This window comes from Salibaculum sp. (assembly GCF_035270045.1).
Taxonomy (GTDB): Bacteria; Pseudomonadota; Alphaproteobacteria; order Rhodobacterales; family Rhodobacteraceae; genus Salibaculum.
This window is the reverse complement of sequence record NZ_DATFIP010000032.1, coordinates 45,314-58,633: the sequence shown is the minus strand read 5'-3', so window position 1 is coordinate 58,633 and position 13,320 is coordinate 45,314. Positions and strand designations below refer to the sequence as shown.

Below are 13,320 nucleotides of genomic sequence, written 5' to 3'. Positions count from 1 at the left end.
TGCAACGAGCCCACGATCCGCGCCCCCGAAAGCGGCTTGGACCCCCCGAACTCTTCACGGCATGCCATGAGACCCGGCATCTCCGTCTCCGCAATCGAAAGCTCTCGACGGCCAAAGGCCGAATCCGAAATGTCGCGGACGATATAATCCTCGGCCATGGCCGTGCTCCTTGCTGGTCCGGTTCGCATGTCCTCTAGCACCGGACCCTCGGGGCGGCAACGCAGGCCGTGCTGCCACCTTGCAAGATCGGGACAACGGGGCAATTGTTCGGCAAACTTCGGAGGTGGCCTTGAGAAAACCGCGCGCCTGGCAACGCATGCTATCGGGTCGCAGGCTCGACCTGCTTGACCCGACTCCAATGGATATCGAGATCGAGGACATCGCCCACGGGCTGGCCTTCGTGGCGCGCTGGAACGGCCAGACCGAAGGCGACTTCGCCTACTCGGTGGCCGAGCACTCCCTACTGGTGGAACAGATCTTCGGTCAGCTGGAGCCACGAACGCCGGTGAAGTGGCGATTGGCAGCACTGCTGCACGATGCTCCGGAATACGTGATCGGGGACATGATCTCGCCGGTCAAGGCCGCGATCGGGCCTGGATACACCGAGTTGGACGACCGGCTGCAGGCCGCAATCAACATCCGTTTCGGACTTCCGTCCATCTTGCCCGCGACCGTGAAAAAGAAGATCAAGAAAGCCGACCGGATCAGTGCCTGGCTGGAAGCGACCCGGATCGCGGGATTTTCCCGACATGAGGCGAACACGCACTTCGGACGGGTCGATCCCGAATTGGCCGAAATGTTCACAATTCACCTACGTCCGCCAGTTCGGGTTCGCGCGGATTTCACGGATCGGCACGCCGCTTTGATGTCACGACTCTGACTTCGCGGGCCGCCCGGGAGAGCAGCGGCCCGCGGCTTGGCCTTAGCGGTTTTCGCCGCTGGAGACAGTGCGGTGGATCGCGGTCGGGGCGGTCGTTCGCCGACCTTTGCCCAAGATGCGCTTTTCAGCGGGGCGCGGGTTGCCGCCGATGGGGCGGCTGCTGGCGGTGAACAGGCTTTCTGCAAGAATATTGAACATGTCGCGCTCCTTTCACTGGGCTGATAGGACGTATATATCCACGGAAACCCTCTTCCGAAAGTCAGGAAGATTTGTCGGATCATAGATGAGCTTTCATATGGAATGGCGTGATGTTCCCTCGCTTACGGCATTGCGGGCTTTCGAAGCAGCGGCGCGGGTGGGCAGCTTTTCCGCGGCCGCACGAGACCTGAACGTGACCCATGCCGCCGTGGCTCAGCACGTACGAGCGCTGGAAGCCCATTTCGATACGATCCTCATGGAGCGCCAGGGACGGAACATGGTGACAACGGCCGAAGGGCACCGGCTGGCCATGGCGTTGGCCGAGGCGTTCACCCTGATCGGTGCGGCGACGGATGACCTGTTGGAAAAGGCGGCGCAGCGGCCGCTGCGCATCGCCGTCACTCCGTCCTTTGCGGCCAACTGGCTGATGCCGAGGATCGGGGGGTTCTGGACCGAGCACCCTGAGCTGGATGTCGAGATCATACCCGGTGTCGGGCTGGTGGACCTGCGCGCGGACAGGATCGATGTGGCGATCCGGTATGGGCGCGGCGGCTGGAGCGGTGTCGACTCCATGGCACTGATCTCTGCGGGCCATGTCGCGGTCGCTGCACCGGGGCACGTGCCGGGAGACGCGGTCCGGGACCTGTCACAGTTGCGCGGCTTCACCTGGCTGATGGATGGTCAAACCTCGGAAGAACGCCTCTGGGTTGCGACCCATGGCGTTGATCCGGACCTTGAACGGGTCAAGACCTTTGCCACGGCCCAACTGTCGCGGGAAGCGGCGCGCGCCGGTCTTGGTGTCGCCATCCTTCCTGCTCCACTTGTCGAGGACGAGGTGAGGGCCGGGCGGCTGCGGGCCCTGTTCCGCGAAACGGACAGCGCCGTGGCCTACCACATCCTAACACGGCCCGGCATCATCTCGACCCCCCGCGATGCCTTTGTGCGCTGGATCCGGCGCCAAGCGAAGACGTGATAGTCAGTGCGGGCTGCGTTTGGCAAGGATACGTTGCAGCGTGCGGCGGTGCATGTTCAACCGCCGGGCAGTTTCGCTGACGTTGCGGTCACAGAGTTCGTAGACCCTCTGGATATGTTCCCAGCGAACGCGATCCGCGCTCATGGGATTGTCGGGCGGCGGAGGCAATTCGTCCCCGGTGGCCAGCAAGGCATTGGTCACATCCCGGGCGTCTGCCGGCTTAGACATGTAATCGGTGGCCCCCATCTTGACCGCGGCGACCGCGGTGGCGATGGCACCATAGCCTGTCAGAACAACAATTCGGCTGTCGGGCCGCTGTTCGCGAAGCACTTCGACCACGTCCAGCCCGTTGCCGTCCTCCAGCCGGAGATCCACGACGGCATAGGCCGGTGGCCGGGCCTTGGCGATGGCCGTGCCCGCGGCCACGCTCTCTGCGGTCTCGACGGCGAAGCCACGCTTTTCCATCGCCTTGGCGAGGCGCCTGAGGAATGCCTCGTCGTCATCCAGGATCAGGAGTGACGGATCGTCGCCAATCTGGGCTGCGTTCATGAATGGGGCCTCCGCTTGAACGTCCATGATGCGTAGAGTCTTAGTGCGCCCCGGTCAATTCTCTAGCTTGCCGCCGCGTCCGCGAAACAGGCGACGCTTTCGGCCATTTCATTGGGTGTGACACTGCGGCGATAGAACTCGACAAAACCCTCGTCTGGAAAGATGAGATAGGACATCGTGGTATGGTCCACGAGGTAATAGTCATCCTCGGTGTCTTCCTTCTGGAAAAATGTCTTGTAGGCCTGCGAGGCCGCGCGGACCTGCGCGGGCGTCCCGGTCAGCCCCACCATCCGGTCGTGGAACGCGTCGGTGAAATCGCTCAGCCGCTCAGGCGTGTCCCGCTCGGGGTCAATCGAGATAAAGACCGGTTTCACGTCCAGTCCGCGCTCGTCCAGGATCTCTACAGCCATTGCGTTTCGCATATTGTCCGTCGGGCAGATGTCAGGGCAGAAAGTATAGCCGAAATAGACCAGCGTCGGGCCGGTTATGACGTCTTTCTCGGTGACTGTTTGCCCTGTCTCGTCGACCAATTCGAAGGGTCCGCCGATGTCAGCGCCGCCGACTGTGGTCTCGCGGCATTGGGCGAACTTGTCATCCGGACCGAACCAACTGCTGGGGCCGAACAAGCCGGCGCTCAATGCACCCGCTGCGGCCGCGATGGCCACGGCACCGGCCAGGACAATCGATTTCCGCATGATCTCTCACTCTCCACTTGATTTATCGTAATCTAGTGATCCCTTATCCACCATCAACCGGCATAGGGACATCGTGGCACAATGGCGCAGCCCGAAGCAGCGACTTTCAGCATCAATCAGCGCAGCAACTGGGTGCGGCTCCGGACCCTCGTGATCCTGCGCTGGGTTGCCGTCATCGGGCAGACCGCGGCAGTTGTCGTGGCGCTGCATGTCTTCAACCTGCGGCTCGAGACCGGGTTGATCGCCATGACGATCGGCGCCGGGGTTCTGGCCAATATCCTGTCAACGTTCCTATACCCCGAGAACCGCCGCCTCAACGAGGGCGAGGGCCTGATGATGATGGGGTTTGACCTGCTGCAACTGGGTGTCCTGCTCTACCTCAGCGGCGGGCTCAGCAATCCCTTTTCGCTTCTGATCCTCGCGCCGGTGACGATCGCGGCCAATGTCCTGCCGGCGCGCAGCACGATTCTTCTGGGGCTGGTGGCAATCGGCATCATAAGCGCGCTGACTCAATGGCATGTGCAAATGCTGACGGCCACGGGGTTTCCATTGGGGCTGCCGCAGCTTTTCATCTTCGGATTCTGGGTCGCCCTGGTCACCGGCGTCATCTTCATCGGGCTCTATGCCCGCCAGGTCACGCAAGAGATCATGTCGATGAGCGAAGCACTGGCCGCGACCCAGATGGCACTCGCCCGCGAACAGAAGCTGACGGACCTTGGCGGCGTGGTTGCCGCCGCAGCCCACGAGCTTGGCACGCCCCTTGCCACGATCAAACTGGTCAGCAGCGAGTTGATCGACGAGTTGGACGAAGGATCGGACCTGCGCGACGATGCCGTTCTCGTCCGCGACCAGGCGGATCGGTGCCGCGACATCCTGCGCTCGATGGGCCGGGCCGGAAAGGATGACAAGTACCTGCAGACCGCCCCTTTCGAGACCGTTATCCGCGAAGCGGCTGAACCCCACATGGAGCGCGGCAAGATCGTAGAGTTCCGGATATCATCCGATACGGACCCATCCCACCAACCTGTCATCCGCCGCCAGCCCGAGATCATCCACGGCATTCGAAACCTCGTTCAGAATGCCGTGGATTTCAGTGACTCCAGCGTTCGGATCGAACTGAGCTGGTCGGACCAGAACCTGGGCGTGCGCATCATGGACGATGGCGGGGGGTTCTCCTCGTCGGTGCTGGGCCGGATCGGCGATCCCTTCGTTCGGCGGCGGCGCTGGCAACTGCTGGATGATCGCCGTCCGGGCTACGAAGGAATGGGCTTGGGGCTTTTCATCGCGAAGACGCTGCTGGAGCGATCGGGCGCCAGCTTGACCTTTTCCAACGGCGGGGCCCGGGCACTGGCCAACCGCTCCGGCGGCGCGGTGGTAAATGTCACCTGGCCTGCCGAGAGCATTGGCGTCACCGACCGAAAAACGCAGCCACTGGGCAAAAATGAACGGCTCGCCTGACCGGGCGGCACAACTTAACCGTGAATTAACCAATCGCGCCGACCTTTGGCCCATCACCGTCAATGGAGCCCGCGATGACCCTGCCCGACACTGTCCAAGCGTTCCTGGCCGCCGGGATTGGCGTGGTCGCCGCTGCGCTCCTGTTTCTTTGGTGGGCGCGGGTCAATTCCACCCGCGCCGTCGCCGCGCGCCGGCTGCTCCTGGATAGCCAGGGCGGCACCGCGCTGATCTTCGACGACGACGCGCTGGTGGATGCCACGCCCGAGGGGCACACGCTCTTGCGGCAGGCCCGTAACGGCAAGACGGACTGGGACAGGCTGGTTTCGGCGCTGGCCCCGCGCTTTCCCGACCTGCGGGCACAATGCGCCGACCTCGCTGATAGAGGTCGCAAGACAATTGCGGCAGCCGACGCTCCCGACATGCTGATCGAAGCCACCTATCTCGATGGTATCGTAAGGTTGGAAATGACATCAAAGGAAATAAGCATCGACCCGGCCGAACGCCTGATCGTCGCGGCTATGGAACAGGAATTGAGCCTGCTGCGCAGCATCGGCGACAATGCCCCGCAACTGGTCTGGCAATGCAGCCCCTCGGGCGATCTGACCTGGGCCAACCGCGCCTATCTGGACCTTGCCGATCGGGCCTGTCCGACTGCAGACGATGCGCCCCTTCGCTGGCCACCCCACGACCTTTTCGAGGACCTGGCACCCCCCGAGGATTGCGCGCCGGTGATCGAACAGAAATGGTTGACCGCAGCCAGTCATCTTGCGCCACGATGCTATGAAATCACCAGCGTGCGCCGTGACTTGGGCACCATCCACTACGGTGTCGACATCACCGAAGTGATGGAAGCCCGCGAGGACCAGCAGAAATTCGTCCAGACCTTGACCAAGACCTTCGCGCAGCTGTCCGTGGGCCTCGCAATCTTCGATAGGGATCGTCGACTCAAACTCTTCAACCCAGCGCTCATGGACATGCTGGGACTGCCAACGGATTTCTTGATTTCGCGCCCGCATATCGGCCCATTCCTCGACCGGCTGCGCGAGGCGCGGATGATCCCCGAACCCAGGGACTTTGCCGCCTGGCGCACCGAGGTCGAAGCCGTCGAGGCCGCGGCCGCCGACGACCGATACCAAGAGGCCTGGGACCTCCCCAATGGCCAGACCTATCGCGTCACCGGGCGCCCGCATCCCGACGGCGCATTGGCCTTCCTTTTCGAGGATATTTCCGAGGAATTATCCCTGACCCGCAGGTTCCGGACCCAGATCGAGATGGGCCAGGAAATCCTCGACTCGATGGCAGAGGCCGCCGTGGCCTTCAGCGCCACCGGAGAGATGGTAATGTCGAACCGAGCCTATCGCGGGCTTTGGGGCAGCGAGGGGCACCTGGGGCTCGGGCCCTGTACATTGTCGGACGAACTTGCGATCTGGCGCAACAAGACTATGCCCTCGCCACTCTGGCACCAGCTAGGCACCGCGCCCGCCCCTTGCGAAGAGGCTATCACGATGCAGGATGGACGCCGCTTTGCGCTGCAGTGTTCCACGCTTACAACAGGGCACCGACTGATCCGTTTCTCGGCCATGGAGGCAGATGCGCAGAGACCAGTAGCCCAGACCGGATAGGGCTTGTCGTTGCCTGCCAGAGCCATAGTCTGGTCCCATGACCACGACCACGACAGACCATTGCCTGTTCCTCCGCTCCGAGGCCGAGACAGATCGCTTGGGCCAATCGCTCGCCCCGCTCTTGCGAGCCGGCGATACGCTATTGCTGTGGGGTGAGATCGGGGCGGGCAAGTCCGCCCTCGCCCGCAGCATCATCCGCGCGATCTGCGGCGAGGAAACCGAAGTTCCCTCACCGACCTATACGCTAGTACAGACCTACCCCGCGCCGGGCGGAGAAATCTGGCATAGTGACCTCTACCGCCTGGGTGACGCGCAGGAAGCGCTTGAACTGGGGCTGCTTGATGCCTTCGACAACGCGATATGCCTTGTGGAATGGCCCGACAGGCTGGGCCCCGACCTTCCCAGCGACGCGCTGCAAATCCACCTCACGGCCACGCCGGACGGGCACAATGCCCGCCTGTCTCTCACCTCGGCCTGGGCCGGCCGGCTGACCGGTGCCTTGGCCAGCGTCCGTTGACGGCTACTGGGCGCAGCGGGTCGGATTGTCCAGTTTACGGGGACGGTCTACACAGGCGGAGCCATGATCCCCACACGGCGCCCAACCTTCAGGAAGACGAACAGCATGAGTGACCCCGGCCTTTTTGCCATTCCAACCGGATGCGACTTCGGACACAGCTTCCTGAACGGCCTGGACCAGCGTTTCGGCCACCTTCCGCCCGAGGATTTTGCCCGTATCGAGATCCTGGTGAACACGCGCCGCACCCAGCGACGGCTACGCGCGCTGTTCGACAGGGGACCAGCCCGTCTCCTGCCGCGACTGCGGCTGATCACCGACCTGGGACAAGACCCCGGGTTTCACGACCTGCCGTTGCCGGTGTCGCCGCTGCGCCGCCGACTCGACCTTTCCAACCTGGTGGGCAAGCTGCTTCAACAGGACCCTACGCTGGCACCGCGCGAAAGCCGCTTTGCCCTGGCCGAGAGCTTGGCCGCGCTCTTTTCCGAGATGCATGGAGAGGGCGTCGATCCAGCCCGCATTGCGGAACTGGACATCGAGGACGAGTCCGGCCACTGGCACCGCGCGCTGCGCTTTATCACGCTGGTCCAGCACTATTTCGAACAGACCCACCCGGACCCGGACCCAGAGGCGCGGCAACGTCTGGTCGTCGAACGCCTCGCCCGGCGCTGGCAAGAGACCCCGCCCGACAATCCGGTGATTGTCGCGGGATCGACAGGGTCTCGCGGAACCACGGCGCAGCTGATCCGGGCAGTCCTCGGCTTGCCCCGGGGCCATGTCGTCCTGCCCGGTGTCGACCAAGAGATGCCACGCTCTGTCTGGGACCGCATGACCGCCGAGACAGGCGGCGAAGATCACCCGCAATTCCGCTTCAAGGCGCTTTGCGATATGCTGGAGATGCACCCGGCAGACATCAGGCGCTGGGTTGACACCGATGCGCCCGACCACGGCCGCGACACGCTGATCTCTCTGGCGCTGCGCCCGGCGCCGGTAACAGATCAATGGATCACCGACGGCCCCGCCCTGCCCGACCTCGGGGCGGCCACGGCAGACCTCACCCTTCTGGAGGCACCCAGCCCGCGCGCCGAGGCGAGCGCCATTGCCCTGCGCATGCGCCAGGCGGCAGCCGAAGACCAGACCGTCGCGCTCATCACCCCTGACAGAATCCTGGCACGGCAGGTCACTTCGGCGATGGAGCGCTGGGGAATAAGGCCAGATGACAGCGCCGGCACACCGCTGCATCTCACGCCGCCGGGGCGGTTCCTGCGTCATACCGCGAGGTTGCTGGCGCAGCGGCTGACACCCGAGGCCCTTCTGACGCTGCTCAAACATCCGCTGTGCCATTCCGGCGCGCGGGGGCGGCACGGGCTGTGCACCACCGCGCTGGAACTGCATCTGCGGCGCCACGGTCCGGCCTTCCCGAACGGCGACAACCTGCGGGCCTGGGCCGATCTGGGCACGACACCGGACCCGGCGCGTCAGCGCTGGGCCACCTGGTTGGCTGACCTTCTTCCCGAAAAGGTGTCAGACGAAAACCGCCCGCTGAGCGACTGGGTAGCCCGCCATCGCGCGCTGTCCGAGGGACTTGCTACAGGACCCGACGCCGAGGGGTCGGGAGGACTTTGGGAAAAGGCTGCCGGGCGCGAAGCCCTGCGCATGATGACAGAGTTGACCGACCATGCCTCTGCCGCCGGACAGATGAACGCGACAGATTACGAGGCACTGATCGGTCAATACCTGTCAGGTGGTGAAGTCCGCGACCAGGAAGCCAGCCACCCGAAGGTCCTGATCTGGGGGACGCTCGAGGCCCGGGTCCAGAGCGCCGACCTAGTCATCCTGGGCGGTTTGAACGAGGGCACCTGGCCGGAACCTCCGGCACCAGACCCCTGGCTCAACCGCACCATGCGGCGCCAGGCCGGGCTGCTTCTGCCCGAACGGCGCATCGGGCTGTCCGCCCATGATTTCCAGATCGCCGTCACCGCGCCCGAAGTCGTGATCAGCCGCGCCGTCCGCGACACCGAGGCCGAGACAGTGGCGAGCCGCTGGCTCAACCGGCTGCTGAACCTACTTGGCGGTCTGACAGAGACCGGCGGACCAGAGGCCATTGCCGCCATGCGCGCCCGCGGCGATGCGTTGCTGCGGGCTGCGGCGGCGCTCGAAACACCCCCCGGAAGGAATGCCCCGGCGTCGCGCCCCTCGCCCCGGCCACCGGCCGCTGCGCGGCCCCGGCAGCTTTCGGTGACGCAGATCAAGACCCTGATCCGCGATCCATACGCCATTTATGCACGGCACGTTCTGGGCCTGAAACCGCTTGATCCGCTTGTACATTCCCCCGACGCGGCCCTGCGCGGCAATATCATCCACGACATCCTTGAGGCTTTCCTGCCGCTATGCCCCGACCCCGGCGACCCTGCGGCTCGGGACCTGCTGCTGGAGGTCTCCGAGCAACTTCTCGTCCGTGACTGCCCCTGGCCCTCGGTTCAGCGGCTCTGGCTGGCCCGGGTGGCTCGCTTCGCCCGCGCCTTCCTCGCGGATGAAGTCACACGGCGCCAACGGGCCGCGCCCGGCCCTCTGGAAAAGTCAGGCAGGATGACCCTCGATGGTGTTGATTTCACCCTGACGGCCAAGGCCGACCGGCTGGACCTGACCGAGGACGGCGCGATCTGGCTCTATGACTACAAGTCAGGCGAGGCACCCCAACCGAAAGCGCAGGAACTTTATGACAAACAGTTGATCCTCGAAGCGGCAATGATCGAACGCGGCGGCTTCGACGCCGTCGGACCGGCCTCCATCGCCGGAGCGGAATACCTGCAACTGTCGTCCGATGTGAAATCCGTTGCTGCCTGGCTGGATAGGGATGAGAGCGATTTCTTGCAGCGCTTCACCACGCTGATGCAACGTTGGGCTAGCGAGGACCTGGGCTATACGGCCCGGCGCTCGAACATGACGGCACAGGATACCGGCACCTACGATCACCTGGCCCGCTATGGTGAATGGGACGAAACACAGGATGCCAACCCCGAGGATCTGCCATGACAATGGATGACGCGACCCGCGCACAGGTGGACGCCGCCGATCCGCATGCATCGACCTGGCTGGCCGCCAATGCCGGGTCGGGCAAGACCCGTGTTCTGACAGACCGGGTAGCGCGGCTGTTGCTGGTGGGTGCCGATCCGCAGAATATCCTGTGCCTGACCTACACCAAGGCCGCAGCATCCGAGATGCAGAACCGGCTTTTCCGCAGGCTGGGCGAATGGGCGATGATGCCCGAGACCGAGCTGCTCGGGGCGTTGAGAAGACTCGGCATCGCAGACCGGATCGACGCGGACTATCTGTCGCGCGCGCGCCGACTTTTCGCAGCGGCCATCGAGACCCCGGGAGGTCTGAAGATTCAAACGATTCATTCCTTCTGCGCGGGTATCCTGCGCCGTTTCCCGCTGGAAGCCGGAGTCAGTCCCCAGTTCCGCGAGATGGAGGAACACGAGACGGACCTGCTGCGCAACGACATCCTCGAGGCCATGGCCGAGGATCGCGACAAGCCGCTGGTCGATGCGTTGGCGCGACATTTCACCGGGGCCGAGATCGCCACGCTGCTGAAAGAGATCACGGGTCAGCTGGACGCGTTTCCAGCGCCAACGGACACAAAGACCCTCAGTGCAGCACTGGGGGTCGCTGCCGATCTCTCTGTTTGCGATCTCTCCGCCACGCGCTTTGACGGTAATGACAAGGCACTTCTGAGGCGCTGGATCGACATTCTTGAACAGGGTGGTTCCACCGAGGCCAAGGCCGCGAAGCGCCTCGCAGGTATCAGCCCTGGCGAGGCCTTCGACACGGCCGACCTGGAGATCATGGAAAGCATCTTCCTCTTTGGTCCGGGCAGCAAGACCGCCCATGCCGCCAAGATCGACGCCTTCCCGACAAAGGGCACGCGCGCGGCCAATCCTGATCTTTCCGAGGCGCTCAACGATCTCATGCAGCGGGTCGAGGACACGCGAAACGCCCGCTTGCGGTGCGTTGTGCGGGACAGGACCATGGTCTTGCACCGTTTCGCTGTAACCTTTGGTGCACGCTACACCGCTGACAAGCAGCGTCGCGGGGTGCTGGATTTCGACGACCTGATCCACAAGACCCGCGCGCTTCTAACCGATCCGGCCGTAGCGCAATGGGTACTTTTCCGGCTGGATGGCGGGGTCGATCATATCCTCGTGGACGAGGCGCAGGACACCTCGCCGACCCAATGGGAGGTCATCGACCTTCTGACCCAGGAATTCACCAGCGGGCAAGGCGCCCGCACCGACCGAGACCGCACGATCTTCGTCGTCGGCGACCGCAAGCAGTCGATCTATTCCTTCCAGGGTGCGGACCCGGACCATTTCGGAACCAAGCGCGAAGAATTCGGCACCGCACTCGCCAATATCGGCAAGAACCTGCGCCCGCGTGAACTGCTCTATTCCTTCCGGTCCTCCGCCGCGATCCTTTCCTTGGTGGACCACGTTTTTGTCGGCGACAATGCCGACGGGGTAGACACAGGCCTGACTCACCTGCCCTTCCATCCTGACCAGCCAGGGCGCGTGGACCTCTGGCCAGCGCTGGAAAAGGCAGATCAACCTCAGCCCGCATGGGACGACCCCACCGACCACCCTGCCGAAAGTCACCACGAAATCGAACTGGCCCGCACGATCGCCGCCGAGATCGACCGTATGATCCGGGAAGAAACCCTGACGATCCGCGAGAACGGGACCTGGGTACGGCGCCCGGTTACACCCGGGGATGTCCTGATCCTCGTCCGGCGGCGCAGCAGTCTGTTCAGCGAAATCATCGGCGCCTGCAAGGCCGCTGGGCTGGAGATTGCCGGGGCTGACCGCCTGCACCTGGGCGACGACCTGGGCGTGCGCGATATCCTGTCGTGCCTGAGGTTCCTTGCCCTGCCCGAGGATGACCTGTCCCTGGCCGAAGCGCTCAAATCGCCGATCTTCGGCTGGCGCGAGTCGGATCTTTACAGCATCGCGCAGGGCCGCGCTCCCGGCCAGTCCCTGTGGGAGGCCCTGCGGGCGCGAGAAAAGAGCTTTCCAGAAACGCTCGCCATACTGCACGACCTGCGCGATCGGGCCGAGTTCCTGCGGCCATACGACCTGATCAACCGCATCCTCTTGGGTCATGACGGCCGCCGCAAGATGCTCGCACGTCTCGGGCACCAGGCCGAGGACGGGATTGACGGCCTTTTGGCACAATCCCTTGCCTTCGAACGGTCGGACGTGCCCAGCCTGACCGGTTTCCTCGCTTGGTTCGATGCCGAGGATATCCAGATCAAGCGACAGATGGATTCCGCCGGAGACCGGATCAGGGTCATGACGGTGCATGGCGCCAAGGGACTTGAGGCACCTATCGTCATCCTTCCAGATACTACCGATCGCAAGCCTGGCCCCCGGCAGGAAATCCTGACCACGGGGTCCGTGCCCGTCTGGAAACCGCGAAAGGAGGCCGAGCCGCCAGAGGTTGCCGAGATGCGCGCAGGCGCGGTCGCGGCCGAGTCGCGGGAGTTCCGGCGGCTGCTCTACGTGGCCCTGACACGGGCCGAAAGCTGGTTGATCATAGCAGGCGCGGGCAAGATTAGTGACGCCGGTGAAAACTGGTACAACATGGTTCGCCACGGGCTGGATCAGCTTGGTCCGATCGAAATGGAAAGCCCGACCGCCGGCCCGATCCGCAGGTTCGAATCCGGCGATTGGACCAATGCCCCGATCAGGCATGTAGAACCCGAAGACGCTTCAACCGGCCTGCCCGTGCCATCGCACAGCCCGGTGCCCGACCCCACTCCTGTTGAAAAGACCGTCGCTCCTTCGGACCTTGGTGGTGCCAAGGCCTTGCCGGGGGATATCGACGAGGACGACAGCGAGGGCGCCAAGGCGCGCGGCCGGATCATTCATACCCTGTCCGAGGTGCTGCCCGGCGTGGTCCCGGCGGACCGGGCGCGGATTGCGCAGACATTGATGGCGCGCCACGCCGACCGGAACCTTGTCGCCGACGCCGCGTCACTGATCGACGAAGTCCTGGCTTTGCTGGCCGATCCAGACCTGGCCGCGATCTTCGAGGACGGTCTGCCCGAGGTGGATATCACCGCGACCTTGCCCGAACTACGCGACAGCCGCATCCACGGGGCGATCGACAGGCTACTGGTCACGAAGACCGAGGTGCTGGCGGTCGATCTGAAATCCAACCGTGTCGTCCCCGATCGGGTCGAGCAGGTGCCCCTTGGTCTGCGGCGCCAGATGGCCGCCTATCGTGGCGCGCTGACGCAGATCTATCCAGACAGGGCCGTGGGGACCGCACTCCTTTGGACACGGACAGGTGCCTTGATGAAATTGCCCGACGATATGCTGTCGCATGCCCTTGCTGAGGCGCCCACATCTTGACGGCGCGGGTCGGCGCCC

Annotated in this window: 11 protein-coding genes; 7 read left to right on the top strand and 4 right to left on the bottom strand. The window is 64.0% G+C overall.

The features are described from left to right. Positions 1-158, bottom strand: a 158-nt coding sequence (locus VJ897_RS05570) for an adenosylhomocysteinase (RefSeq protein WP_324054037.1), incomplete at its 3' end; no start/stop codon positions are given. Positions 159-316: 158 nt separating this feature from the next. On the opposite strand from VJ897_RS05570, the gene VJ897_RS05565 reads away from it, so the two are divergent. After that, entirely contained in the window at positions 317-880 is a 564-nt protein-coding gene (locus tag VJ897_RS05565; RefSeq protein ID WP_324054031.1) for an HD domain-containing protein, read from the top strand. Positions 881-922: 42 nt separating this feature from the next. On the opposite strand, the gene VJ897_RS05560 is transcribed toward VJ897_RS05565, so the two are convergent. Further along, entirely contained in the window at positions 923-1,078 is a 156-nt protein-coding gene (locus VJ897_RS05560; protein ID WP_324054030.1) for a hypothetical protein, read from the bottom strand. 85 nt (positions 1,079-1,163) lie between these two features. On the opposite strand from VJ897_RS05560, the gene VJ897_RS05555 reads away from it, so the two are divergent. Further along, complete coding sequence (locus VJ897_RS05555) at positions 1,164-2,051, top strand: LysR family transcriptional regulator (RefSeq protein WP_324054028.1); 888 nt, start codon at positions 1,164-1,166, stop codon at positions 2,049-2,051. A gap of 3 nt (positions 2,052-2,054) precedes the next feature. On the opposite strand, the gene VJ897_RS05550 is transcribed toward VJ897_RS05555, so the two are convergent. Next, positions 2,055-2,600, bottom strand: coding sequence for an ActR/PrrA/RegA family redox response regulator transcription factor (locus tag VJ897_RS05550; protein ID WP_324054035.1), 546 nt, complete (start codon positions 2,598-2,600; stop codon positions 2,055-2,057). A 62-nt stretch (positions 2,601-2,662) separates the two neighbouring features. Next, positions 2,663-3,295: an SCO family protein gene (locus tag VJ897_RS05545; protein ID WP_324054026.1), complete on the bottom strand. Its 633-nt coding sequence runs from the start codon at positions 3,293-3,295 to the stop codon at positions 2,663-2,665. An 81-nt stretch (positions 3,296-3,376) separates the two neighbouring features. On the opposite strand from VJ897_RS05545, the gene regB reads away from it, so the two are divergent. The 5 genes from regB to addA all read left to right on the top strand — a co-directional run bounded on the left by regB (position 3,377) and on the right by addA (position 13,302). Next, a complete protein-coding gene (regB, locus tag VJ897_RS05540; RefSeq protein ID WP_324054024.1) occupies positions 3,377-4,753 on the top strand; it encodes a sensor histidine kinase RegB in 1,377 nt (458 codons plus the stop codon). A 74-nt stretch (positions 4,754-4,827) separates the two neighbouring features. Further along, complete coding sequence (locus tag VJ897_RS05535) at positions 4,828-6,375, top strand: PAS-domain containing protein (RefSeq protein WP_324054022.1); 1,548 nt, start codon at positions 4,828-4,830, stop codon at positions 6,373-6,375. 37 nt (positions 6,376-6,412) lie between these two features. Next, positions 6,413-6,892, top strand: coding sequence for a tRNA (adenosine(37)-N6)-threonylcarbamoyltransferase complex ATPase subunit type 1 TsaE (gene tsaE, locus VJ897_RS05530; RefSeq protein WP_324054020.1), 480 nt, complete (start codon positions 6,413-6,415; stop codon positions 6,890-6,892). Between the two features lie 105 nt (positions 6,893-6,997). Continuing rightward, complete coding sequence (gene addB, locus VJ897_RS05525; protein WP_324054018.1) at positions 6,998-9,925, top strand: double-strand break repair protein AddB; 2,928 nt, start codon at positions 6,998-7,000, stop codon at positions 9,923-9,925. Beyond that, positions 9,922-13,302, top strand: coding sequence for a double-strand break repair helicase AddA (addA, locus tag VJ897_RS05520; protein WP_324054016.1), 3,381 nt, complete (start codon positions 9,922-9,924; stop codon positions 13,300-13,302). Before addB ends, addA begins: the two co-directional genes overlap by 4 nt. Positions 13,303-13,320: the final 18 nt, after the last annotated feature.